The 24,838-nt window shown below is 67.5% G+C and carries 21 protein-coding genes and 1 tRNA gene; 12 read left to right on the top strand and 10 right to left on the bottom strand.

Features of this window, described 5'->3' with window-relative positions:
• Both LCM32_RS05955 and LCM32_RS05950 read right to left on the bottom strand, forming a co-directional pair.
• Positions 1–1,164, bottom strand: a complete 1,164-nt coding sequence (locus LCM32_RS05955; RefSeq protein ID WP_224820146.1) for an HlyD family secretion protein — start codon at positions 1,162–1,164, stop codon at positions 1–3.
• Positions 1,165–1,555: 391 nt separating this feature from the next.
• Positions 1,556–1,631 (bottom strand) — tRNA-Ile (locus LCM32_RS05950).
• 120 nt (positions 1,632–1,751) lie between these two features.
• Here LCM32_RS05950 and LCM32_RS05945 point away from each other — a divergent pair.
• The 3 genes from LCM32_RS05945 (at position 1,752) to purN (ending at position 4,426) form a co-directional block, all read left to right on the top strand.
• Positions 1,752–2,597, top strand: coding sequence for an MBL fold metallo-hydrolase (locus tag LCM32_RS05945; protein WP_224820145.1), 846 nt, complete (start codon positions 1,752–1,754; stop codon positions 2,595–2,597).
• Between the two features lie 183 nt (positions 2,598–2,780).
• Entirely contained in the window at positions 2,781–3,824 is a 1,044-nt protein-coding gene (purM, locus tag LCM32_RS05940) for a phosphoribosylformylglycinamidine cyclo-ligase (protein WP_224820144.1), read from the top strand.
• A complete protein-coding gene (gene purN / locus LCM32_RS05935) occupies positions 3,821–4,426 on the top strand; it encodes a phosphoribosylglycinamide formyltransferase (RefSeq protein ID WP_224820143.1) in 606 nt (201 codons plus the stop codon). Before purM ends, purN begins: the two co-directional genes overlap by 4 nt.
• A gap of 95 nt (positions 4,427–4,521) precedes the next feature.
• On the opposite strand, the gene LCM32_RS05930 is transcribed toward purN, so the two are convergent.
• Complete coding sequence (locus tag LCM32_RS05930; protein WP_224820142.1) at positions 4,522–4,716, bottom strand: hypothetical protein; 195 nt, start codon at positions 4,714–4,716, stop codon at positions 4,522–4,524.
• A gap of 216 nt (positions 4,717–4,932) precedes the next feature.
• Between LCM32_RS05930 and rnd the strand changes: the two genes are divergently transcribed.
• A complete protein-coding gene (gene rnd / locus LCM32_RS05925) occupies positions 4,933–6,102 on the top strand; it encodes a ribonuclease D (protein WP_224820141.1) in 1,170 nt (389 codons plus the stop codon).
• A gap of 109 nt (positions 6,103–6,211) precedes the next feature.
• Here rnd and LCM32_RS05920 read toward each other — a convergent pair whose 3' ends face one another.
• The gene (locus LCM32_RS05920; RefSeq protein WP_224820140.1) at positions 6,212–6,688 is read right to left on the bottom strand and encodes a hypothetical protein; all 477 of its coding nucleotides are present in this window, start codon (positions 6,686–6,688) and stop codon (positions 6,212–6,214) included.
• Between the two features lie 148 nt (positions 6,689–6,836).
• On the opposite strand from LCM32_RS05920, the gene LCM32_RS05915 reads away from it, so the two are divergent.
• Complete coding sequence (locus tag LCM32_RS05915; RefSeq protein ID WP_224820139.1) at positions 6,837–7,247, top strand: SufE family protein; 411 nt, start codon at positions 6,837–6,839, stop codon at positions 7,245–7,247.
• Positions 7,248–7,559: 312 nt separating this feature from the next.
• On the opposite strand, the gene LCM32_RS05910 is transcribed toward LCM32_RS05915, so the two are convergent.
• From LCM32_RS05910 to LCM32_RS05900, 3 genes are read right to left on the bottom strand one after another with little or no spacing between them, the layout of a single operon-like run.
• Complete coding sequence (locus tag LCM32_RS05910) at positions 7,560–8,084, bottom strand: hypothetical protein (protein ID WP_224820138.1); 525 nt, start codon at positions 8,082–8,084, stop codon at positions 7,560–7,562.
• The gene (locus LCM32_RS05905; protein WP_224820137.1) at positions 8,081–8,797 is read right to left on the bottom strand and encodes a DUF1638 domain-containing protein; all 717 of its coding nucleotides are present in this window, start codon (positions 8,795–8,797) and stop codon (positions 8,081–8,083) included. Before LCM32_RS05905 ends, LCM32_RS05910 begins: the two co-directional genes overlap by 4 nt.
• 13 nt (positions 8,798–8,810) lie before the next feature.
• Complete coding sequence (locus LCM32_RS05900) at positions 8,811–9,515, bottom strand: corrinoid protein (protein ID WP_224820136.1); 705 nt, start codon at positions 9,513–9,515, stop codon at positions 8,811–8,813.
• 208 nt (positions 9,516–9,723) lie between these two features.
• Here LCM32_RS05900 and LCM32_RS05895 point away from each other — a divergent pair, with 208 nt between their 5' ends.
• Positions 9,724–10,836 carry a PA0069 family radical SAM protein gene (locus tag LCM32_RS05895; protein WP_224820135.1) on the top strand — a complete coding sequence of 371 codons (1,113 nt, stop codon included), beginning with the start codon at positions 9,724–9,726 and terminating at the stop codon, positions 10,834–10,836.
• Positions 10,837–11,377: 541 nt separating this feature from the next.
• Here LCM32_RS05895 and bmt read toward each other — a convergent pair.
• The 3 genes from bmt to LCM32_RS05880 form a co-directional block, all read right to left on the bottom strand.
• Positions 11,378–12,388, bottom strand: a complete 1,011-nt coding sequence (bmt, locus tag LCM32_RS05890; RefSeq protein WP_224820134.1) for a betaine--homocysteine S-methyltransferase — start codon at positions 12,386–12,388, stop codon at positions 11,378–11,380.
• Positions 12,389–12,425: 37 nt separating this feature from the next.
• The gene (locus tag LCM32_RS05885) at positions 12,426–14,327 is read right to left on the bottom strand and encodes a phosphatidylglycerol lysyltransferase domain-containing protein (RefSeq protein WP_224820133.1); all 1,902 of its coding nucleotides are present in this window, start codon (positions 14,325–14,327) and stop codon (positions 12,426–12,428) included.
• 318 nt (positions 14,328–14,645) lie between these two features.
• Positions 14,646–14,960: a DUF1476 domain-containing protein gene (locus LCM32_RS05880; protein ID WP_224820132.1), complete on the bottom strand. Its 315-nt coding sequence runs from the start codon at positions 14,958–14,960 to the stop codon at positions 14,646–14,648.
• A gap of 150 nt (positions 14,961–15,110) precedes the next feature.
• Between LCM32_RS05880 and purC the strand changes: the two genes are divergently transcribed.
• From purC to LCM32_RS05850, 6 genes are all read left to right on the top strand, one after another.
• Positions 15,111–15,872, top strand: coding sequence for a phosphoribosylaminoimidazolesuccinocarboxamide synthase (purC, locus tag LCM32_RS05875; RefSeq protein ID WP_222489587.1), 762 nt, complete (start codon positions 15,111–15,113; stop codon positions 15,870–15,872).
• Positions 15,873–15,889: 17 nt separating this feature from the next.
• Complete coding sequence (purS, locus tag LCM32_RS05870; RefSeq protein WP_222489588.1) at positions 15,890–16,120, top strand: phosphoribosylformylglycinamidine synthase subunit PurS; 231 nt, start codon at positions 15,890–15,892, stop codon at positions 16,118–16,120.
• 713 nt (positions 16,121–16,833) lie between these two features.
• The gene (purQ, locus tag LCM32_RS05865) at positions 16,834–17,502 is read left to right on the top strand and encodes a phosphoribosylformylglycinamidine synthase subunit PurQ (protein WP_224820131.1); all 669 of its coding nucleotides are present in this window, start codon (positions 16,834–16,836) and stop codon (positions 17,500–17,502) included.
• A gap of 192 nt (positions 17,503–17,694) precedes the next feature.
• Complete coding sequence (locus tag LCM32_RS05860) at positions 17,695–19,452, top strand: ATP-binding protein (protein WP_224820130.1); 1,758 nt, start codon at positions 17,695–17,697, stop codon at positions 19,450–19,452.
• Between the two features lie 9 nt (positions 19,453–19,461).
• Positions 19,462–20,796, top strand: a complete 1,335-nt coding sequence (locus LCM32_RS05855; protein WP_224820129.1) for a sigma-54-dependent transcriptional regulator — start codon at positions 19,462–19,464, stop codon at positions 20,794–20,796.
• A 949-nt stretch (positions 20,797–21,745) separates the two neighbouring features.
• Entirely contained in the window at positions 21,746–24,634 is a 2,889-nt protein-coding gene (locus tag LCM32_RS05850) for an Rne/Rng family ribonuclease (RefSeq protein ID WP_224820128.1), read from the top strand.
• Positions 24,635–24,838: the final 204 nt, after the last annotated feature.

Raw genomic sequence — 24,838 nt, 5'->3', positions numbered from 1 at the left:
TCAGCCGCGGAACAGGTCGAGCGGCCGGCGGTCGAAGAAGGCGCGACCGGTCTGCCCGATGAGGCACCCGGCCTCGGGGTCGGCGGCAAGGCCGGGGACCTGCAGCATCACGTCGTAGCGCTCCAGATGTTTCTGGCTCGGGGCGACGGCCAGATGTTCGTAGACCGTCGCGGCGCCCGAACCGGCCAACCGGGCGACCGTCGCATCGAAAAGCTCGGACTGGCCTTCCAGTCGGAAGGTGGCGGCCTGTCCGATCCTCAGATCGTTGTAGACCCGCTCGGTCACCGACAGTGTCACCATCGCCTCGTCGCAGTTCACCAGACGCAGGAGAGGATCGCCGCGTTGCACCGTCACGCCATCGGCCTGCAGGATGTCCCAATAGAGGCCATTGACCGGCGCGGCCATCTCGCCCCCTCTGAGGGCATTGACGCGCACCCGCTCGCGGTCGATCCGGGATTGGATCGCATCCACGCGGCCCTCTGCCTCGGTCAGGGCGTTCTGCTGGTCCGCAAGCACGCTGTCGAGTTCGGTGGCCCGCTGCTCCGCATTGGGGCTGTCGTTGTAACCGTCGCCAAGGAAGACGCCCGCCTCGGCGGCACGCAGCGCGATCTGCAGCACCTCGACCCGCTCACGGGCGTGATCGAGCACCAGCGCATCCACAAGCGGCTCGCCCGGCAGCCGGTCTTGCAGGTCGTCCAGACCGTCGATCAGCCGCTGGTCCGTCCCGTCGGGGAAATCGCCGCCTTCCAGCAGCTGGAGACGGACACGGGCGTGATCCAGCCGCGTGCGCAGTTCGTCCAGCCGGTTGCTGCGGAAGACATCGGTTCGTGCGCGCAGGTCGGTCAGCACGGCCTGCGTCGCGTCGATATCGGCAGAGAGGCGCGCGGCCTCGGCCCGGGCGAGGTCCTGCTCCATGATCAGGTCATTCAGTCGGACCGTATCCACCAGTTCGTCCGTCACCGTCGCCAGAACTTCGCCCTGTGCGATGCGCGACCCATAGGCCCGCTGGGGCATGTCCAGCGTCCCGGCGACATCCGACCGGACAGTCACGACCGGGGCATTCACCACGGCATCCGCACTGGCCCCCGACATCTGCTCGCCGACGATGATCCAGATGGCGGCGAAGATTACGATGAAGCCGATGACGAGACGGGCGTATTTCATTTCAGGTCCTTGGGAGAGGGAAGACCGGGCAGGGGCGGCCACGGAGGATGGGGGGCGAGTCAGTGCGTACCACAGGGCCATGCAACTCGGGTTCAATTATGGCGTTCGCATGCTGCAACGGCGCAAGGCACATGAATCGTTGCAGAATAGCCCGATCGAGTGGCGAGAACCCGCACGCCGGCCTGATATTGCGCGCAATGGCGCCGAAGGCCGGGGGCAGAAAGCGCTTGCGCAGTGGCGTCCCTGTTCCACGGCACACGTGGCGTGGCAGCGCCGGGGGGAGGCCTCGGTCTTCAGTCCCGGTGCTGTTCAGGAAGACCCGCGCGGGGCAACGTCGAACGTCTTGCGGATCAGGGCGCCTGGGGCAGACTGGGGCATCGGGACGGAAGGGTGGTAGGCCCGGCAGGATTTGAACCCGCAACCAAAGCGTTATGAGCGCTCTGCTCTAACCGTTGAGCTACAGGCCCGTCCGGGGCTGTTATCGCGATCTGCGCCGGAAGGGTCAAGCATGCGCGCCACTGCACGGTGTCGTGGATTGCATCCGGGCCACGGGGCTGCTTGTTTGGCGCCAGCCAAGGAGGCCCCTCATGACACGTATTCACCGCGTGCCCGTCGGCGACGCAGCCCTGACCGTTCTCCACGACGGCGCCATGTACCCGCAGGCCGAGGCGGTGCTGCTCTCCTATGATGTCGCGCTTGCGGCAAAGGCGGATGCCCAGACGGGCACGCGGGCCGAGGAGCCGCTGAAGTTCGACATCAACGCCTGTCTGGTCGAGCTGGAGGGGCAGGTGATCCTGATTGACGCGGGCAATCCTCCGGGCCGCAGCCCCAACGCGGGCTTCACGCCCGAGGCGCTGGAGGAGGCGGGCGTGACGCCGGAGCAGATCACGACGGTCCTGCTGACGCATCCCCACGGCGATCACGTCGGCGCGCTGCTGGATGATGCGGGCGGGGCGCGGTTCCCGAACGCCACCCTCGTGCTCAGCCGCACCGACTGGGAGATGGTGCATGACGACGCGCTGCTGGAGGCCCTCAGCGAAGGCTCGCGCAGCTCGCGCCTCTATGTCCGCACCACGCTGTTGCCCTATGCCGAAGGCGTCCGGCTGCTGGAGGAGGGCGAGGAGGTCCTGCCCGGTCTGACCCATGTGCCGCTGCCGGGCCACACGCCGGGTCATTCCGGCTTCCGCCTGCAGCGCGGGGAGGACAGCCTCCTGATCCTCGCCGACGTGGTGCATTCGCAGCGCTTCCAGCTCGCCCTGCCGGAGTGGAGCGTGGTCTATGACCTCAATGCCGATCAGGCGCGGGCGACCCGGCAGGCCCTGCTGGAGCAGCAGGCGCGCAGCGGCGAACGGGTGGTTGGCATGCACCTCGACTTCCCCGCCGTGGGCCGGGTGGAGGCAGCTCCCCTCGGCTACCGCTTCGTGCCGGACTGAGGCGTCACCCCCGCCGCGGGGACGGGGCGGAGGCGTCGCAACGGGCCTGCGCCCCGGAAAACCCGGCGGGCCGGAGACGGGCAGGGCGAAACTCTGGCTGAAACCTGTGGTTTCGGCCCGCTTGCCCCGTGGACAGCCGCGCCGCATTGCTCTATCGGGGGCGCCATCATCAGGAGAGTGCGCATGAGCGGGAAACCCAACGGGATCACCTATGCCGATGCCGGCGTGGACATCGACGCGGGCAATGAGCTGGTCGAACGGATCAAGCCGGCGGCGAAGCGGACCAGCCGGTCCGGCGTCATGTCGGGCCTGGGCGGCTTCGGCGCGCTCTTCGACCTGAAGGCTGCCGGGTATCAGGACCCGATCCTCGTGGCGGCCACCGACGGCGTGGGCACCAAGCTGCGCATCGCCATCGACACCGGCCTCGTGGACGGCGTGGGCATCGACCTGGTCGCCATGTGCGTGAACGACCTCGTCTGCCAGGGCGCCGAGCCGCTCTTCTTCCTCGACTATTTCGCCACCGGCAAGCTGTCGGTCGATGCTGCCGCCCGCGTGGTGGAAGGCATCGCCGAGGGCTGCTACCGCTCGGGCTGTGCGCTGATCGGCGGCGAAACCGCCGAGATGCCGGGCATGTACCCGGCGGGCGATTTCGACCTCGCAGGCTTTGCCGTCGGCGCGATGGAGCGCGGCACCGCGCTGCCCGAAGGCGTGCAGGCGGGCGATGTCCTGCTGGGCCTCGCCTCGGACGGGGTGCATTCCAACGGCTATTCGCTGGTCCGCAAGGTGGTCGAGGTCTCGGGCCTTGGCTGGGACGCGGCCTGCCCCTTCGGCGAGGGCACCCTCGGCGAGGCGCTGCTGACGCCGACCCGTCTTTACGTGAAGCCGGCGCTTGCCGCCGTGCGCGCAGGCGGTGTCCATGCGCTTGCCCATATCACCGGCGGCGGCCTGACCGAGAACCTGCCGCGCGTCATCGAGGGCTTCGGCGCCGAGATCGACCTCTCCGCATGGTCGCTGCCGCCGGTCTTCCAGTGGCTGCGCGCGCAGGGCGGCACCGATCAGGCAGACCTGCTCAAGACCTTCAACTGCGGCATCGGCATGGTCGTCGTCGTGGCGGCCGATCAGGCCGAGGCCCTGACCACGCTGCTGGAAGGCGAGGGCGAAACCGTCTTCCGCCTCGGCACCGTGACGGACGGCGAAGGCGTTTCCTACACGGGCACGCTCTCTTGACCCAAGCCGAGACGAAGCGGGTCGCCATCCTCCTGTCGGGGGGCGGCTCGAACATGGTGAAACTGGTCGAGTCGATGCAGGGTGATCACCCGGCGCGGCCCTGCCTCGTGCTCTCCAACGACCCGCAGGCGGGCGGCCTTGCCAAGGCCCGCGCCATGGGGGTCGAGGTGGCCGCCGTGGATCACCGCCCCTTCAAGGGCGACCGCGCCGCCTTCGAGGCCGCGCTGATGGAGGTGATCGCGCCCTATCAGCCGGATATCCTCTGCCTTGCGGGGTTCATGCGCATCCTGACCGAGGGCTTCGTGTCGCAATGGACGGGCCGGATGCTGAACATCCACCCCTCGCTGCTGCCCAAGTACAAGGGGCTGCACACCCACGCCCGCGCGCTGGAAGCAGGCGATGCCGAGGCAGGCTGCACCGTGCATGAGGTGACGCCCAACCTCGACGACGGTCCGATCCTCGGACAGGCGCGGGTGCCGGTCGAGCCGGGCGATACACCCGATGTGCTGGCCGCGCGGGTGCTGACGATGGAGCACAAGCTCTACCCGGCCGTGCTGCGCCGCTTTGCCGCCGGCAACCGCGAGATGCTGACCCTCTCGTGAGCCGGGGCTGACGGGCGCCAGAGACTGAACAGCGAAACGGGGGCCATGGGCCCCCGTTGTCGTTCTGCCAGTCAGGTCTGCTGTGCAGGTCCGGCTTACCGCGCGCTGAGGGCGCCCGCGGAATTGCCGTTCCAGTGTTCCGGCGCGCGGCTGTCGGGCCCGGCCAACAGGGCGGGCAGCCCCAGCAGGGCCAGCAGCAGCACGGCGGCAAGGGTGGAGGCGATCACCGACCCGTCGTGCCGGGCGCGGGAGATCGCTTCTGCGGGGATATTCAGGTCGAGAGTCGTCATGGGGAGCCTCCTTTGAGGGAATGATCCTCATATACGGCCTGCGCTTTCATTCCGAAAATGAATGTTTGAATTGTCTCGCATCACATTTGTGAATGTGTCGCCTCATCCGGTGGCAGTGATGCCGCCAGTCCACGGAGAATCCGGCTCGGCTCCTTTTCATTTCCCCCGGTTTTGCCTATCCCTGTGCAACCGCATGCAGGCAAACATGGCCCAATTATGATAACAATCACCACGACCGACGACCTTTCCGCTTTCTGCCAACGGGCAGCCAACTGCACCTATGTCACGGTCGATACCGAGTTCCTGCGCGAGCGGACCTATTACTCCCAGCTTTGCCTCGTGCAGCTGGCCCTGCCGGTGGAACAGGCGGGCGAGGGGCCCGACGCCGTTCTGGTCGATCCGCTGGCCGAGGGGCTCTCGCTTGAGCCGCTTTACGAGCTCTTCCGCAACACCGCCGTGGTGAAGGTCTTCCACGCCGCGCGTCAGGATCTGGAGATCTTCTTCGTCGACGCGGGCGTCATCCCCGAGCCGCTCTTCGACACGCAGGTCGCCGCGATGGTCTGCGGCTTTGGTGAACAGGTCGGCTACGAGACGCTGGTGCGCAAGATCGCCAAGGAGGCGCTCGACAAGTCCTCGCGCTTCACCGACTGGTCGCGCCGCCCGCTGACCGATGCGCAAAAGACCTATGCCATCGCCGACGTGACCCACCTGCGGGTGATCTACGAACGGCTGGCCCGCGACATCGCCCGCGCCAAGCGCGAGAAGTGGGTGGCCGAGGAGCTGCGCATCCTCTCCGATCCCGAGACCTATCAGGTCCGCCCCGAAGAGGCGTGGCAGCGCGTACGCACCCGCACCACCTCGGGCAAGTTCCTGGCGGTGCTGCGCGAGCTGGCCAAGTTCCGCGAGGCCTACGCGCAGGAGCGCAACGTGCCCCGCAGCCGGGTCTACAAGGATGACGCGCTGGTGGAGCTGGCCTCGACCAAGCCCAAGGACATGAAGGACCTCGCCCGGTCCCGGCTGCTGCTGCGCGAGGCCCGCAAGGGCGAGATCGCGGATGGCATCCTCGCCGCGGTGAAGGCGGGCATGGACTGCCCCGCGGACAAGCTGCCCGAGGTCGATACCTCGCGCGAGAAGATGCAGGTGAACCCGGCGCTGGCCGATCTGCTGCGCGTGCTGCTGAAGGCCAAGTCGGAGCAGGCGGGCGTCGCCTCGCGGCTGATCGCCCCCGCGGCGGACCTCGATGCCATCGCCGCCGGGATGCGCGACCTGCCGGCCCTCAGCGGCTGGCGGCGTGACGTCTTTGGCGAGGATGCGCTGCGGCTCTGCGATGGAAAGATCGCGCTTGCGGCCAAGGGCCCGAATGTCGAGATCATCGAACTCGCCTGATCAACGGGCCGCGAAGGGACCCGGCGCAGGCTGTGCCGGACATGGGTCTTCTGACAACGCGAAAGGGCCGCCCCGAGGGGCGGCCCTTCGTGCATCGGTGGCGGGGGGATCAGCGGCTGATCGCGGCCGAATTCGTGGCGCCCAGCACTTCGATCCGGCGGATCGGGACAAGCTCGGCATTGGTGAAGAACAGCGCCTTGCGCATGGTGCGGCTGGCGGCGGTGCCGACGGGCGCGCGTTCCAGCTTCTCGGCCACGAGGGTCAGGCGCAGAACGCCGTCCACCGGGCTGCCGTCTTCGGTGTCGGGGATCAGGCGCAGGTCGTGGTCGCCCTGGGTCGAGGATTGCGCGGTCACGGTGAGAATGCCGCCGGTGGGCGTGCGCTCCAGCTTGGCATCGAGGATCTTTTCGACCGGGACGCCGAAGTAGCGCGCCTGGTAGTCCTTCAGGTTGCCGAGGCCGATGGCCGAGCGCTCCGGGATCAGGTCGTTGGTCTCACCGTTGGGCGCGGGGGCCGGCGCGCGGTTGCGCCCGCAGGCCGAGACGGCCAGGGCAGAGATCAGGACGAGGGACAGGAGCTTGCGCATGTCGGGACCTTCTGATGATTTCCTCCCGGTTACCTTATCGGGCCGGGCTTGAAAAGCGCCAAGCCCCGGGGGTGGGGTGCTGGCCCTGTGCTCTGGACCTTCGGGCGGCGAGGGCCTAGGTGAAAGGCAAGAGACAGCGGAGAGAACCATGGCGCAGGAAGCCTTTGAGGACATTGTCGCGGATTTCGAATTCCTTGAGGATTGGGAGACCCGCTACCGGCACGTGATCGACATGGGCAAGGCGATGGACCCGCTGCCCGACGCGCTGAAGGTGCCCGCCACCAAGGTCGATGGCTGCGCCAGCCAGGTCTGGCTGCACCCGGTGATCGAGGACGGTGTCTTCCGCTTCGACGGCGAAAGCGACGCGATGATCGTGCGCGGTCTGATCGCGGTGCTGCGCGCGCTCTACAACGGGCTGCCGGTGGGCGAGGTGGGCAAGGTCGATGCGGCCGGGGAACTGGCGCGGCTGTCGCTGCAGGACCACCTCTCGGCGCAGCGCTCGAACGGGCTGCGCGCGATGATCGAACGGGTGCGGAAGGTCGCGGCCGAAGCGGCGTGAGGCGGGGCGTGGTAGTGGCGCGGCTTCGGTAGAGGTCTCGCTGTGGCTCTGTAGTCCCGAGCCACGTTGCACATTCATGCGCCTCTCAGACCTGAGCCCACAAGCGCCGCACTCTCCATGCACCACCCGCCCGGCCGAGAGGCCGGGCAGCGCCGACCCGCCCCCCTGGGGCGGCGCTAGTGCGCCACCCCGCGGGACGGCGCTGCCCTATGTGGTGGATCGCAGCGTTGCAAAGAGCGTCTGTTAGGGCCGGTGTCGGTCCCGGCGGTCACGTTTGAAGACGGCGGATGTGTCGCCAGTGACGGCACGTCCTCACCGGCTCACATACCCCCGCAAGCCGTGGAAGAAGAGGTCGATCTCCAGCGCCAGCCCGACCTCGAAATCGTTCAGCTCCTGCCCGCTCCAGGTGTATTGCTCCAGCCGCGCGAGGTACTCCCGCCGCGTCTGGTCATGCTGCTTCGAGAGCGGCAGCGCCTCCGCCGCGCGCAGCAGGTCGATGCGCTTGTGCACCTCCCGCATGCCCGAGAAAGCCTCCATCATCGGGCGCGTCAGCATCGGGTCCTTCTGCCACGACCGCCCGCCGAAGACCTCCTGCACCACGCGGTTGCCCGCGCCGAGGCAATCGTAGGCGACGCAGCCCTTGAACCCCTTGTCCGTCAGGCTGTCGTGGATGGAACACAGATGCCCCTTCAGGTTCCGGCAGGGCTCGCCCGGGTTCTTGTCGAAGGCGAAGTCCTTGCCCTTGTCGAAGGCAAGCGCGAGGCAGCAGAGTGCCGCGCATTTCGAGCAATCGGTGGCCAGACGGTCAGGGGAACGATCAGGGGCTTCAGCGGTCACGAGGCAATCCGTTCAAGGGCTGTGGCAAGGTCGCCATATCCCGTGAAACGGCGGGTGAATGCAAGGCCGAGCCGGGCGGCGGCGGCCTCGGCCCGGGCGGTCAGCGCGGGATCCTCGGTCTGGGCGAGGTAGACCAACCGCTCGTAATGGCCGAAGTACATCGGCAGCAACTGCGGATGCCGGTCGAGCCCGAGTGGCTCCCAGACGAAGGCATCGAACTGCCGGGCGAGGAAATCGGTGAGGTAGAACGATGTGATCTCGTCCCGGGCGGCAAAGGCCTCGACCCCGTCGAAGAAGGCGTAGCAATGGGCGCCGGGCAGCATGGAGACGCCGAGGCGGGCACATTCCGCCTCCAGCAGCCCGCCGGTGCCGCAATCGCCGTAGAGCACGAAGACATCCTCGTAGTCCGCCCGGGCGGCCTCGACGGCCTCGCGCACGGCGGCGGTGATCTTCTCGGGGGTGTTGTGCAGGATGGCGGGCAGGCACTGCAGGTCGAAGAGGCTCCAGCCATTCAGGCGGATCAGCGCCAGCACCTCGCGGGCGAGCGCCCCGCAGGCCAGAAGCAGGATACGACCCCGCCCGCTGGCAGGCAGGCCCGTATCGGTCAGTGTCCGCAGGTCGAGTGACTGCGCATCAGGTAAGACGTCGGGCTGGGCGCTGGACTTAGCGCTGGTCAAGCCATCGTCCGGCGCGTCGGGCAGGGGCCGCGTCATGCCGCCCCCGGCCTCAGGAGGCCACGCCCTGATTGTGCTTGCGCGCGATGAAGGTCTTGGCGGTTTCCACCGCGACGGCGGCATCCCGGCAATAGGCATCGGCGCCGATGGCGCGGCCGAATTCCTCGTTCAGGGGGGCACCGCCCACCAGCACGATGTAATCGTCGCGGATGCCCTGTTCCTTCATCGTGTCGATCACGACCTTCATGTAGGGCATCGTGGTGGTCAGCAGCGCGGACATGCCGAGGATGTCGGCCTCCTCGCGGCGGATCGCGTCGAGGTATTCCTCGACCGGGTTGTTGATCCCCAGATCGACGATCTCGAAGCCCGCACCCTCCATCATCATGGCGACGAGGTTCTTGCCGATGTCGTGGATGTCGCCCTTCACGGTGCCGATGACCATCTTGCCCTGTTTCGGGGCGCCGGTTTCAACCAGTAGCGGCTTGAGGATCGCCATCCCGCCCTTCATGGCACCCGCGGCCAGCAGCACTTCCGGCACGAAGAGGATGCCATCGCGGAAGTCATGGCCGACGATGGTCATGCCGCCCACGAGAGGCTCGGTCAGGACGCGGTAAGGCTCCCAGCCGCGCTCCAGCAGGATGTTCACACCCTCTTCGATCTCTTCCTTGAGGCCGTCGTAGAGGTCGTCCATCATCTGCTGGACAAGTTCCTCGTCATCGAGTTCCGACAGGATGATGTCGTCTTCGTTTTCCGACATGGGTCACCTCTTGCCTGGGCCCCTGTGGCGGGGCGGGGTCTATCTTCCCAGCCAATAGCCAAACGGCCGGGGCCGACTGTCCGGATTGCGACATGGCGCGTTCCATCCCCGACCTATAGCAGGAAATCCCACGGTTTGGCATCGCGGATTGCTGTCCGCGGCGCGGTCCCCGCTTGCGCGTGTTCTCTATATGTTCCATCCTGCCGCCATGAGACTCGCCCCCGATCCCGCCGCCCCCGAAGGCACCAGCCGGCTTGCGCCCGAACGGCGCAGGGGCCGGGGGGCTGTCAGCAATGCCACCGGCCGTTTCGAGGGCCAGCAGCGCGAGGCGGTGCACGACGGCTGGGAGATCGAGGAGGAGCTGCCGGTCCTGCGCACCGAGGTGACGCTGGAGGCGCCGCGCAGCCTGATCACCTACAACCGCTCGCCCGATCTGCCCTTCGACCGGTCGATCAACCCCTATCGTGGCTGCGAACACGGCTGCATCTACTGCTTTGCCCGGCCCAGCCATGCCTACCTCGGCCTGTCGCCGGGGCTCGACTTTGAAACCCGCCTCGTGGCCCGCCCCGAGGCGCCCGAAGTGCTGGCGCGGGAGCTGTCGGCGAAGAAATACCGCGTGGCGCCCATCGCCATCGGCACCAATACCGATCCCTACCAGCCGATCGAGAAACGTCACGGCGTGATGCGCGCCTGCCTCGAGGTGCTGCGCGATTTCCGCCACCCGGTGGCGATCGTGACCAAGGGGACGCTGATCCTGCGCGACCTCGACCTGCTGTCGGAGATGGCCGCGCAGGGGCTGGTGCGGGTGGGGCTCTCGCTGACCACTCTGGACCCGGCGGTGTCGCGCGCGATGGAGCCCCGGGTGCCCGGGCCGCAGCAGCGCCTTGCGGTGATCCGGGGGCTGGCGGAGGCGGGCGTGCCGGTGCGGGTCATGACCTCGCCCGTGGTGCCGGGCCTCACGGATCACGAGCTGGAGGCGCTGCTGGAAGCGGGCGCCGACGCGGGCGCCACGGCGGCGAGCTGGATCATGCTGCGCCTGCCGCGGGAGGTCTCGCCGCTTTTCGTGGAATGGCTGGAGGAGCGCTTCCCGGACCGTGCCGCGCGGGTCATGTCGCGGGTCCGCGAGATGCACGGCGGTCAGGACTACGACGCGCAATGGGGCCGGAGGATGCGGGGCACCGGACCCTATGCCGAGATGATCGGCAAGAGGTTCAAGCTGGCGGTGAAGCGGCTGGGGCTGGACACCGCGCAGCCGGAGTTGCGGAGTGACCTGTTCAGGGTGCCGCCTCGGGCCGGGGACCAGATGGATTTGTTTGGGTAGGGGGGTGGTTGGTTGGCCGTTTGCTCCCGTCTTCGATGACGCGGGGGAGATTTCTGAGAAACAGCCGGGAGGGTTGAGCATTAAAGGAGCCTCTGGTGAGGCCTGCGTGTCCGGCACGGCGTGCTCGCGACTGGCATCTGTGACGCTGTCTGTTTCGCCGCGCGCATGGCCCCTTCGATAGTCGCCCATGCCTCCCATCCGGCAGTCCCTCAACGAACTCTCTCAAGCGCTGCTGATTGGGCGTCTTCCTTTCCATCTACCACCCGCCCGGCCGAGAGGCCGGGCAGCGCCGACCCGCCCCCCTGGGGCGGCGCTTATGCGGCACCCCGCGGGACGGCGCTGCCCTGCGTGGTGGATCGAGAGGTCGGATTTCGACCACCGGATCGGGTGGGTCCTTGAGTGTCAGTTACGCACTCTTCAAGATGCCTTCAGTGCGCCCCTTTCCGTCCGGACCCACGCTTGCCGTGGCCCGAGAAACAGAAAAACCCGCCAGCTCTCGCCGACGGGTCTCCCATCATCCCAAGGGCTTGCGCCCCGTTCCTCACCCTCTCCGGCGCGAGCGGCGGCGAGGGGCGGCGCCGTCGTCTCCGGTGCCATCCGAGGCCGAGGAGAAACCGCCCATCTTCTCCGCAATCTCCTCCAGCGTGGGGCGCGGGCCGCGCGGGCGGGTCTCCAGCGCCTCCTTCATCTTCTCCAGATGCTCGGGCATCGTGCCGCAGCAGCCGCCGATGATCGTGGCGCCCGCGTCCCGCGCGAGGCAGGCGTATTCCGCCATCAGCTCGGGCGTGCCGTCGTAATGGATATGGCCGTCGTGGTATTTCGGGATGCCGGCATTGCCCTTGGCGATGATCGGCCGCTCGGTGCCCTGCGCGGCAAAGCCCAGCACCGTGCGCAGCAGGTCCGAGGCCCCGACGCCGCAGTTCGCCCCGAAGGCCAGCGGCGGGTTTGGCAGCTTCTCGACCATGGTCACCATGTCGGCGGAGGTCACGCCCATCATCGTGCGGCCCGCGGTGTCGAAGGACATGGTCCCGCACCACGGCATGTCCGCGAGGGCAAAGGCCTCGGCCGCGGCCTTGTATTCCTCGATGGCCGAGATCGTTTCCAGCCAGAGCACATCGGCCCCGCCTTCCTTCAGCCCCTCGGCCTGCTCGTGGAAGATCTCCACCGCCGCCGCGTGGGTGAGGCTGCCCATGGGGGCCATGATCTCGCCCGTCGGCCCGACGGAGCCCGCGACGATCACCGGGCGGCCCGCCGCATCGGCCACCTCGCGGCCCAGTTCGGCCGAGATGCGCGACAGCTCGCGGGCGCGCTTCTCGGCGCCGTGCAGCTTCAGCCGGCTGGCATTGCCGCCGAAGGAATTGGTCAGGAAGAGGTCGGAGCCCGCGTTCACCGCGCCGCGATAGAGCGTGCGGATCTTCTCGGGCTCCTCGACGTTCCACAGCTCCGGCGCATCGCCCGAGCTGAGGCCCATGTTGAAGAGGTTCGTCCCCGTGGCCCCGTCGGCCAGCAGCCAGTCGCGGGTTTCAAGAAGGCGGGAAAGGGCGTTGGTCATGGTCTCGCTCCCCTGAGCTTTTAGCCACCCCCTCCTGTCACATCCCGGAGGCAGGGGCAAATGTCCCTTCCTCATAGGGCGCGGTCGCCGCGCTGTGAATGGCGGCCTGTCCCGCGCCCCGGATGGTGAGGGCGATATCCGCGAGGCCCAGGGCCAGGGCCGCCCGGCTGGGCGCCGCGGCATAGAGCGGGGCGCGGGTCGGGCCGAAGCTCTCCTTGAACCGGGTCAGCCCGGCGCCGCCCTGCCAGCGGGCGGCCTGCGCCCGGGCGCGGGTCAGTAGCGGCCCCTCGGTGCAGAGCGCGGGCATGGCCGAGAGGGAGAGCCGGGGGCAGGCGTCGCGGCGGGCCTCTTCAAGGGCGGCGCAGACGAGGGCATGCATCGTCCCGTCCGGCAGGCCGGGGAGATAGCGCATCAGGTCAAGGGCGCGTTCCTGCCGGCTGCCGTGGAAGGTCATGAAGGCCACCGCGCGGCCGCCTTGCCGGGCGAGGTAGATCCATTGCCGGGCAACATGTTGCGCGCTGTAGCGCCCGGTGGAGAAGCCCCGCGCCCCGCCATGATTGGCGCACCACGCCGTGTCGAGCGCGGCAAGCTCGGCCAGCGGCAGCAGGCTGCCGGGGGGCAAGGCGGTGATCTCGATCCCGGCCTTCTCGGCATGTCGCAGCTTGCGGCGCAGCTGGCGGTGGCGCGGGCCGGAAAGGTCGAACCGCACGGGATCGAGCAGCGCCTCGTCCGCCACGCGCAGGACGTGCCATCCGGCGGCGCGGGCCTCCAGCGCCGTCGGGGCGGCGCATTTGTAGAGACAGGGCAGCCGGTTCGCCTGTCGCGCGGCGCGGCTGAGGGCGGGCAGCAGCGGGCGCAGCCCGTCGGTCAGCGGATCGAAGAGCAGCGTCAGCGTCTGGCCCGTCTCCACCACCAGGGCGGCGGCGTCGCCCGCCCGCAGGAGCCGCCCGCCGTTCTGCCGCGCGAGCGCCGATTCGGAACGGGCCGCCACCTTCAGCAGCGCCTCAGGCACTGGCGGCAGCGCCGTCGTAGCGTGCTGGTGCCCGCGCCGGGGCCGCGCCAGCAGGGGCAGGGCCAGCAAGGCGGGCAGCGCGTAATAGACGATCCGGTAGCAGACGACGGTGGCCAGCAGCGGCTCCACCGGGACGGCGGGCAGCAGCGCCAGCAGGGCCAGCTCGAAGGGGCCGACCCCGCCGGGGGTGGAGGTGAAGAGCCCCGCGCCAAGCGCCAGCAGGTAGACCGGCAGCAGCACCTCGAAGCCCAGCGAGACCTCGGCCGGCAGCAGCACGTGCAGCGCGGCGGCGGCGGCAGTGGTGTCGATCAGCGTATAAAGCCCGATCGCCGCCATGGCGGGCAGCGAGGGCAGGCGCAGTTGCCAGCGGGCGAGCCGCAGCACAGGACGCCAGAGGGCGAGGGCCGCCAAGGCCAACGCTGCCCCCAGCACCGCGAGGGTCAGCGGGACGGGCAGGGCCGGGCCGCCCGGCAGCAGCAGGCAGGCAAGCACCGCCAGCACGCCCCATGCGGCGAGGAAGGAGAGCGAGACCGCCGCCGTCACCCGTGCCGCGCCGAGCGGGCCGAGGCCCTCCAGCATCCGCCAGCGGGCGAGCGCGCCGGTCACCATCCCGAGGCCGAGCACCTGGCTGAGGGCAATCGCGGCCATGCCCGCGCGTTCCGCCTGCCGGGCCGGCAGGCCGGTGCGCAGGTGCCGGTGCATGACGAGGTCATAGCGTCCGAGGGCCCAGAAGCTGAGCGCCGTGGCCCCTGAAGCAGCCAGCCACTGCGCGGAGCTGACCTGTCCGACGCCGTCGCGCACCAGAGCCAGATCGATTCCCTTCAGACGCCCTGCAAGCAGCACGAGGCAGACCGCCCCCGCCATCAGCGGCACGGCCGAACGCATCAGGCCACGGGCCTGCGCCCGCGCCAGGTCAAAGCCTTTCAAGATCCCAGTCCTCCGAATGCCGGAAGCCCCCACCGCCGCGACCTTACGGCGGGAGGTGCTAACGAAAGCTTGCGTGGGGCCGGGGGGCGCAGGCCTTCACCGCCAGACGGCGGTGGGTCTGAACGTAGAGGCAGGATGCTGTGTCAGGTGCTGGCAGGGGCTGTAGCGCATGCCGCTGCCGGTCAAGCGCTCGAGGCGGGGACATCCGGGGCGGGGGGCACATGGGGCAAAGAAAAACGCGCCGCTGTTGGCGGCGCGTTTCAATCTGTCTGTCGGGGGGCGCCATGGCGGCGCACCCGCTGCGGGCCGGTCTCCGGCTCAGATTTCCTCGAGAAGCTGGGCCTTTGCCTCGGCCATCTTCTCGACCAGCTTGGCGCGAATGGTGGCCTCGTCGGCCTTGCCGTCGAGGTCCGCCACGAGCTTGCGGACCACGTCCTCCTCGCCCGGCTCCTCGAAGTCGGCCTTCACCACTTCCTTGGCATAGGCGTCGGCGGCGTCGCCGGTCTTGCCGAGCAGGTCCGCGGCCCAGAGCCCGGTCAGCTTGTTCCGGCGGGCTTCCGCACGGAACTGCATTTCCGCGTCATGCGCGAACTTGTTTTCAAAAGCGCTTTCACGTTCGTCGAAGGTGGTCATGGGCAGATCCCCCGGCTAAAGTTAACTCAATATTTGTATGCCGCCGCAGGACACATTCCGCAAGTGCCCTGCGCCGCTTGCGACAATGGCTCCCATGACGTAAGAGGGCGCGAGCGGCGGGACTCAACCCGCTTCCGCAAAGGACAGGCCATGGCACGGCGCAAGAAAATCTACGAAGGCAAGGCGAAGATCCTCTACGAGGGCCCGGAGCCCGGGACCATCGTGCAATATTTCAAGGACGACGCCACGGCATTCAACGCCCAGAAAAAGGCGACCATCGAAGGCAAGGGCGTTCTGAACAACCGTCTGTCCGAGTTCTTCATGACCGGGCTGAACAACATCGGGGTGCCCACGCACTTCATCAAGCGGCTCAACATGCGTGAGCAGCTGTGCCGCGCCTGCGAGATCATCCCGCTGGAAATCATCGTCCGCAACTACGCCGCCGGGTCGCTGGCGACGCGTCTCGGCCTCGAGGAGGGCATGGCGCTGCCCCGCCCGATCGTCGAGTATTGCTACAAGGACGACAAGCTGGGCGATCCCATGGTCACCGAAGAGCACATCGCGGCCTTCGGCTGGGCCAGCCAGCAGGACATGGACGATATCCTCGCCCTGTCGCTGCGGGTGAACGATTTCCTCTCGGGCGTCATGATGGCCGTCGGCATCCGGCTGGTGGACTTCAAGATCGAGATCGGTCGCGTCTACGAGGGCGATTTCCAGCGCCTCGTCGTGGCGGATGAGATCAGCCCCGACAGCTGCCGCCTGTGGGACATCGAGACCGGCCAGAAGCTGGACAAGGACGTGTTCCGCCGGGATCTGGGCAACCTGACCGACGCCTATTCCGAGGTGGCGAAACGCCTGGGCGTGCTGCAGCAGAGCCCGGCTTCCGTGACCAAACCCACGCTGATCAACTGAAAGAAGAAGGCCCTGCGATGAAAGCGCGTGTGCATGTGATGCTGAAGAACGGTGTTCTGGACCCCCAGGGCGAGGCCGTGCGCCATGCGCTTGGCGCGCTCGGCTTCGACGGGGTCGAGGGTGTGCGCCAGGGCAAGGTGATCGAACTGGACCTCGCCGCGGGCACCACGGAAGACACCGTGAAGGCCATGTGCGAGAAGCTGCTCGCCAATACGGTGATCGAGAGCTACACGATCGAACTGGCCTGAGGGGATACCCTGCCGGACAGATTGAAACGCGCTGCCCCCGGGCGGCGCGTTTTGCTTTTGGGGGAGGCGTGGGGCGAGGTGTCGGGTGTGGGGGGGGCGCCAAGGGATGCCCGATTGGGCTGCGGGGACTGATCTGCTGTGCGGCTTGATCTCCTGTGTGGCTGAGGGGCCCGATCTTCGGTCGAGCTCCGGAAGCCTGATCTGCGCCGCCGCTGCGGAAGCCCGATCTGCGATCGTGTGACCGCGGACCCGGACTTGCACTGTTTGACTGGTCCAGTACGTCCAACGCCAGCGGTGCTTTTCGAACGCCGTACTCTCTATCAGCCACCCGCCCGGCCGCAGGGCGGGCAGCGCCGTCCCGCCCCCCTGGGGCGGCGCTATCGCGCCACCCCGCGGGACGGCGATGCCCTTCGTGGTGGATGGAGCCGTTGGAGCGTCAAAGGGGTGGCTGCGGGGTGTGGGTCAATGGAATGTGTGTTGCGGCGGGCAAGGGGCGGTCAGAGACGCATTACGATGAAGACTACGCAGAGGCAGAAGATGGGGAAGGGGCGCAACCATCCGCAAGCCAACGCAACCAACGCGCCATTCTCCCGCCCGCCGGCCCCCCATTTCCCCCTTCACTCCCTCCCGTCCCACCCAACTCTTGAACCAAACCGCTTTCGCGCGTATCAGGCGCGTAATCCCGGACATATCTCGGCTACAGGAGATCGCCCATGAAGGCCGCCGTTCTCGTCTTTCCCGGTTCCAACTGCGACCGCGACCTGAAGGTCGCCTTCGAAAACGCCGGGGCCGAGGTCACCATGGTCTGGCACAAGGACGCCACGCTGCCCGAAGGCATCGACATCGTCGGCGTGCCGGGCGGCTTTTCCTATGGCGACTACCTGCGCTGCGGGGCCATCGCGGCCAACTCGCCGATCTGCGGCTCGCTGAAAGCCCACGTGGAGCGCGGCGGCTATGCGCTCGGCGTCTGCAACGGCTTCCAGATCCTGACCGAGACCCGCATCCTGCCCGGCGCCCTGCTGCGCAATGCGAACCTCAAGTACATCTGCCGCCCCATCGGCCTGAAGGTGGAAACCACCGACAGTGCCTTCACCGCGGGCTACGGCAAGGGCGACGAGATCCTGATCCCCATCGCCCACCACGACGGCAACTACCAAGCCGACGAGGCGCTGCTGAAACAGCTGCGCGACGAGGACCGGATCGCCTTCACCTACACCGACAACCCGAACGGCTCTGCCGGGGACGTGGCCGGTGTGCTGAGCGAGAATCGCCGCGTGCTCGGCATGATGCCCCACCCGGAACGGGCGGCGGAGCCCTCGCAGGGTGGTATCGACGGCCGCGCGATGTTCACCGCGCTGATGGAACAGCTCGTCTCGGCCTGAGCCGATCGACGCCGAACCACCGGGTGCCGCGCACCCGATCGCATCTGACGGTCGCCCCCGGGCGGCCGTTTCGCGTTCTGGGAGAGGGCCGCAACCCCCGATTGCGCGCCATACGGTGCCGATGGGCGGCCCTGCGCCGAGTGGCATCGGCGCTGCTTGAGCAAGGACGCGGAGCCAAGTAAATTGGAGCCTATGGCGCAAGGGGACTCCCGACGCCCGGTGTCAGGCCGGGCCATCAGCTGGCGGACGCGGCTGGCGCTGCTGGCTCTCGTGGCGCTGGCGGCGGTGGTGGTCTACGTGACCAACTCCATGCTGACGGACCGCTTCACCTCCAACACCCGCAACCGGGCGGAGCTGCGGCTGGCGCTCTACGGTGGCAACCTCGTCAGCGAGCTGCGCCGGAACTCCATCGTGCCGCAGCTGCTGGCCCGCGACGCGGCGCTGATCAACGCGCTGAACTCCGGCGATTATTCCCAGTCGACCCAGCGGCTGATCTCCTTCGTGGACGAAATCGGGGCGGCCTCGCTGATGCTGCTGGACCGCGACGGGCGCACCGTGGCCGCGACGGACCGCAACCGGCTGGGCGAACAGCACCGCACCGCGGCCTATTTCGTCGACGCGCTGCGCTCGAACGGGACGGTCTTCTCGACGCTGGAGCGGGAATCGGGCGGCTACCGCTTCACCTATTCGCGCCGGATCGAGAGCCAGTCCAACGTCGTTGGCGTGATCGTGGTCGAGGTCGACCTGCAGAAATTCGAACGGGCCTGGGCCGGCATCTCGGATGCGGTCCTCGTGGTGGACAGCACCGGCAAGATCATCCTCGCCACCGAACCCCGCTGGCGCGGCCGGACCGAGGCCGAGGCGCTGACCCGCGACCCGCCCGACACCGCCATCGAACGCGCCCTTCAGGCCACCGCCGACTGGACCGCGCTGCCCGCTGATGCCTACGTGCAGGGCGAGGCGGTGATGCGGGTCTCCTCGCGCATCCCGTTCCGGGGCTGGCAGATCACCTCCTTCACCACCTATGCCTCGATCCGGGAGCGGGTGAACGGCGTTCTGGCGCTCGAAATCATGGGATTTGCCATCCTGCTGGCGCTCGCCTTCTATGCGCTCAGCCGCAAGACGGCGCTGCGCATGGCGCTCTTCCAGCGGGAGTCGGCGGATCTTCGCGCCCTGAACGAACGCCTCCAGCGGGAAATCGCCGAGCGGGAACGGATGCAGGAAAGCCTCGTCGTAGCCGAGCAGACGCTGGAGCAGAGCTCCAAGCTGGCCGCGCTTGGCGAGATGTCGGCCGCCGTCAGCCACGAGCTGAACCAGCCGCTCGCCGCGATGAAGACCTACCTCGCCGGGGCCTCGCTGCTGCTGCGCCGGAACCGCCCGGACGAGGCGCTCTCCTCCTTCCAGCGGATCGACGACCTGATCGAACGGATGGGCGCGATCACCAAGCAGCTCAAGAGCTATGCGCGCAAGGGCGGTGACGCCTTTGCCCCTGTAATCGTTGGCGATGCGCTCAATTCCGCACTCGCCATGATGGAACCCCAGTTGCGCCAGCGGCAGGTCAAGATCAACCGCGCGATCCCCGATCGCCCGGTGCTGGTCATGGCCGACCGGGTGCGTCTGGAACAGGTCCTGATCAACCTCCTGCGGAACGCTCTGGACGCCACGGAAACCGTGGATGAGCCAGAGATCGACATCCTGCTTTCCGCGGGGGAAACGGCCACGGTCACGGTGCGTGACAACGGCCACGGGATCGAAAATCTCGAGAACCTTTTCGAGCCTTTCTACACCACGAAGCAGCCCGGCGACGGTGTCGGGCTGGGGCTTGCGATCTCTTCCGGGATCGTGAACGAGTTCGGCGGACGCCTCATTGCACGGAACGCAAGTGGGGGCGGGGCTGTTTTCGAACTGCAACTGCCTATCTTGAGTGAAGATATCGAGGCCGCGGAGTAAAAGAAGAATATGCAAAAAAGCATGAAGATCGCCATCGTCGACGACGAACAGGACATGCGCCAGTCCATCAGCCAGTGGCTGGCCCTGTCCGGTTATGACACCGAAACCTTCTCGAGCGCCGAGGAGGCGCTTAAGAAACTGGGGCCCGATTACCCCGGCATCGTGATCTCCGACATCAAGATGCCCGGCATGGACGGGATGCAGTTCCTCAAGAAGCTGATGGGCTCGGACAGCGCCCTGCCGGTGATCATGATCACCGGGCACGGCGACGTGCCCATGGCGGTCGAGGCCATGCGCATCGGGGCCTTCGACTTCCTCGAGAAGCCGTTCAATCCCGACCGGATGAACGAACTGGCCAAGAAGGCGGCCAATGCCCGCCGCCTGACCATGGACAACCGCGCCCTGCGGCGCGAGCTGTCGGACGGCGGCCAGATCATGAACAAGCTGATCGGCACCTCGCCGGTGATGGAGCGCCTGAAGGAAGACATCCTCGACCTCGGTCAGGCCGACGGTCACGTGCTGATCGACGGTGAGACCGGCACCGGCAAGACGCTGGTGGCCCATGCGCTGCACGCGGTCGGCGCGCGGGCGGGCAAGAAGTTCGTGCTGGTCTCCTGCGCGGCCATCGACGAGGACCAGCTGTCAAAGCGGCTCTTCGGCCCGATGCTGCCCGAGGACACCCAGCTGCCCGCCATCGAGGAGGCCCGCGGCGGCACCCTCGTGCTGGAGGACGTCGAGGCCCTGAGCGAAAGCCTTCAGGCCAAGCTCTTGAGCGCGATCAACGAGCAGGGCACCCCGGCCGAGACCCGGATCGTTGCCATCTGCAACATGCAGGAGCAGGACAAGACCTGCGAGGACGCGCTGCGCCCCGATCTCTACTACCGTCTGGCCGCGCTGCGCATCACCGTGCCGCCGCTGCGCCAGCGGGGCGAGGACATCCTGACGCTCTTCACCAAGCTCTCGGAGCAGTTCAGCGAGGAATACGGCTGCGAGGCACCGCAGGTGACCGCGCAGGAGGCCGCCCAGCTGTTGCAGGCGCCCTGGCCGGGCAACGTGCGCCAGCTGATCAACGTGGCCGAACGCGCGGTGCTGCAGTCGCGCCGCGGGTCGGGCTCCATCGCGTCTCTGCTGATGTCGGACAACGACGAGATGCAGCCGGTGATGACCACCGAGGGCAAGCCGCTGAAGGAATACGTCGAGGCGTTCGAGCGGATGCTGATCGACAACACGATGCGTCGCCACAAGGGCTCCATCGCCTCGGTGATGGAAGAGCTCTGCCTGCCGCGCCGGACGCTGAACGAGAAGATGGCGAAGTACGGGCTGCAGCGGTCGGATTATCTCTGAGCTTGGGCTCAAGGGGGCCTGACGGCTGACACGGATCGGGGGCCGGGGTGCTATGATGTGCCCCGGCCTTCTCCATTGAACGGGGATCACCTTCCAATGGTGCCGCTCCCCCGAAGCCGCGCATCGACGGCGCGCGCGGAGGCGATCCAACGCTCTCTGGCGGGCAGTTTATGGCAGCCAAGCATGTCGTGTCCTCTCGAGGGACTGCCCAGTCTCACCAAATCGTCGCCGCGTGGGGGCGCGCCGGCGATGCGCGGCGGCCTGCGGCCTTGTTCCGCGCAGGCGTTCGTCAATGGCCGGAGGAGTGGGCTGCGGAGCCATTCCATTTGGCCGCCGCCGAAAGATCAGCGGGGCCATACAGCCGCCGCGAAACGGGCAGAACTTGTGCAGCCTCGACCAAGGGGCAGGGGAGTTGCCTGTTCCCTCAGGGCGTTACGCGACATTGGAAGGTCCGCATCCCTCCACCGATCCCTCCGACGCCCCCGCACCACAGGTCGTCTTGCACAACTTATGCGCGAAACGCGACTGCTGCCTCCGCGCCACAAAGCTTCGCTGCATTTTCACCATTGTATTGTATGCCGCCCACACTCTATGCTCTCAGAACGGATTTGCGCCCTCTGAGTGGCGCTCCGACATGAGTTTCGCTGGACTGAAACGGCAGGGCCACAAGGCTCGCCGGTCAGGACAGACCGATTGGGCCCATAGGGCCATAGTAACGCCCGTCCCGGAAACGGACAGCGGGCACTGCAACGGGTGATCGGCGATCAAACGATCGGTCACCGGAGAAGAAACGCGATGAGGCGTGCAAGAGAATACCTGAGCGGATGTGAGACCCTTGCGGGCCTCCCCTCGGACATTGCCGCCGTCGCCCCTGACAGACATGCCGCAGCCATTCTTCGCCCGCCACCTTCGGGGGAGGCGGGGATGTTGCGCCATGCAAACGGATCACATGGCAAAGAAAATGCTTATCGACGCCACGCACGCGGAGGAAACCCGCGTCGTGGTGGTGGACGGCAACAAGGTCGAGGAATTCGACTTTGAGTCCGAAAACAAGCGGCAGCTCGCCGGCAACATCTACCTCGCAAAGGTAACCCGGGTCGAACCGTCGCTTCAGGCGGCCTTCGTAGACTACGGCGGGAACCGTCACGGCTTCCTCGCCTTCTCGGAAATCCACCCGGATTACTACCAGATCCCCGTCGCGGACCGTGAGGCCCTGATGGAGGAAGAGCGCGCCTATGCCGAGGCACTGAAGGCGCGCGACGAGGCCGAGGAAGAGAAGAAATCCAAGCCCAAGCGCTCGCGCTCGCGCTCGAAGGCGGCCAAGACGGACGCCAACGATGCCGTCGAGACCCGCGAAATCGAGGGTATGGAGACGATCGACACCTCCGACGAGGACAGCGTCGACGAGATCGCCGAGGGCACCTCGCCGATGATGACCGTCGCCGAGACCCCGGTTGAGGAACCCTCCGAGGACACCGCGGACGAGGAGGAGGCAGAGGCCTCCGACGACGTCATGGACGAGGATGCCTCCGACGAGGACGAGGACAGCGACGACGACGCCCCCTCCGCCAAGTCCGGCGGCCGCAAGTCGGCTGCCTCCGAGAAGGACAGCGAGATCGAGAGCGTCGCGGACGACGACGACCACGAGGACATCCGCCCCCCGCGCAAGCCCCGGCCCAAGCGGTACAAGATCCAGGAAGTCATCAAGGTCCGTCAGATCCTGCTGGTGCAGGTCGTCAAGGAAGAGCGCGGCAACAAGGGCGCAGCCCTGACCACCTACCTCTCGCTGGCAGGCCGGTACTGCGTCCTGATGCCGAACACTGCCCGTGGCGGTGGCATCAGCCGCAAGATCACCAACGCCGTCGACCGCAAGAAGCTGAAGGAAATCGCCGCCGAGATCGACGTGCCGACCGGCGCGGGCCTGATCGTGCGCACCGCCGGTGCCAAGCGGACGAAATCCGAGATCAAGCGCGACTATGAATACCTGCAGCGCCTGTGGGAGCAGATCCGCGAGCTGACGCTGAAATCCATCGCGCCGGCCAAGATCTACGAAGAAGGCGACCTGATCAAACGCTCGATCCGCGATCTCTACTCGCGCGACATCGACGAGGTCCTGGTGGAAGGCGAGCGGGGCTACCGCAACGCCAAGGACTTCATGAAAATGATCATGCCGTCCCACGCCAAGAACGTGAAACACTACCAGGACGGTCTGCCGCTCTTCGCGCGCTACCAGGTGGAAAGCTACCTCGCCGGGATGTTCAACCCCGTCGTGCAGCTGAAATCCGGCGGCTACATCGTGATCGGCGTGACCGAGGCGCTGGTGGCGATCGACGTGAACTCCGGCCGGGCCACCAAGGAAGGCTCGATCGAGGAGACCGCGACCAAGACCAACCTGGAAGCGGCCGAAGAGGTCGCCCGCCAGCTGCGTCTGCGGGACCTCGCCGGCCTGATCGTCATCGACTTCATCGACATGGACGAGCGCAAGAACAACGCCGCCGTCGAGAAGAAGCTGAAGGACAAGCTCAAGACCGACCGCGCCCGCATCCAGGTGGGCCGCATCTCGGGCTTCGGCCTGCTGGAGATGTCGCGCCAGCGACTGCGTCCGGGCATGATCGAAGCCACGACGCAGCCCTGCTCGCATTGCCACGGCACCGGCCTCATCCGTTCGGATGACAACATGGCCCTCTCCGTGCTGCGCCAGATCGAGGAAGAAGGCACCCGTCGCCGGTCGCGCGAAGTGCTGGTGAAGGTGCCCGTCGGCATCTCCAACTACCTCATGAACCAGAAGCGGGAGCACGTCGCCCAGATCGAGGGCCGCTATGGCATGGCCGTGCGCATCGAGGGCGACCCGATGCTGGTCAGCCCGGACTTCACCATGGAGAAGTTCAAGACCGCGACCCGCGTGGTGACCGAAATCCCGCATGTGATCTCCATCGACACCACCTCCATGGATGACGAGGAAGACGAGGATATCGTCGACGAGGTCGAAGTCGAAGAGGCCGAAGAAGAGGCAACGACGACCGAGGCCAAGCCGGAAGCCGCGTCGGAAGACGACCAGAAGCCGAAGAAGCGCCGTCGTCGGCGTCGTCGGCGGAAGTCCTCGGGCAGCAATGGCGAGACCGATGAGAACGGGTCGGACGAGACCTCGGACGAGGCCGCAGAAGGCGAGGCGCCCAAGCTCGATGAGCAGGCCGCCGAAGTGACCGCGGGCGAGGCCGAAGTGGGCACCGCCGAAGCCGCTGCCGAGGCCCCCGAGGCCGAGGAGAAGCCGAAGAAGACCCGCAGCCGCAGCCGCAGCAGCCGTGCCAAGAAGGCCATGGAAGCGGCAGCCGCCGCCGACGCTGCCGAGGCCGCAACCGCAACCGGCGCGGAAGCCCCGGCAGAGGCTGCGCCCGCGTCGGAAACCCCGGCAGAGGTCGTGGCCGAAGCGCCCGCCGAACCCGCGCCGACCCTCGAGGACAGCGCGCCGGTCGAAGAGACCGTGGCCGAAGCCCCCGCCGACGTGGTGGAGCCTGTGGCCGAGGTCGCTGAACCCGAGGCCGCTGAACCTGAGGCTGTGGCCGAGCCGGTGATGGCCGATGTGCCCTCGGCGCCGGAAGGTGTCGAAGAGGCGGCCGTCGAGGTGGTCGAGGTGACGGCAGAAGCCGAAGTCGCGCCCGCGGCCGAAGCCCCTGTCGAGACCCCTGTCGAAGCACCGGTCGAGGAGACCGTGGCAGAGGTGGTCGAGGAGACCGTCGCCGCCGAGACCGTGGCCCCGGCGCCCGAGCCCGAGCCCGTCGCGGCGGAAGAGGCCCCGGCCAAGCCCAAGCGGCGCGGCTGGTGGAACGCCGGCCGCTGAGGTTCGCTTCCGCACCGACATGATGTGAACCGCCGTACCCCACCGGGTGCGGCGGTTTTCATTTGTGGACTCGATCCATCCGGGACGCGTCTCCTAGCCTAGCCTAGCCTAGCCTAGCCTAGCCTAGCCTAGCCTAGCCAAGTCAAGCCGCGGGCCCGGCGGGACGGCTCCATTGAAACAGAACCCAACGCTCTTGTGACATCG

It is taken from the genome of Pseudooceanicola nanhaiensis, assembly GCF_020171315.1.
Taxonomy (GTDB): domain Bacteria; phylum Pseudomonadota; class Alphaproteobacteria; order Rhodobacterales; family Rhodobacteraceae; genus Pseudooceanicola; species Pseudooceanicola nanhaiensis_A.
Note: the sequence above shows the minus strand (reverse complement) of the source record. Positions and strands in the feature narration are given on the sequence as shown.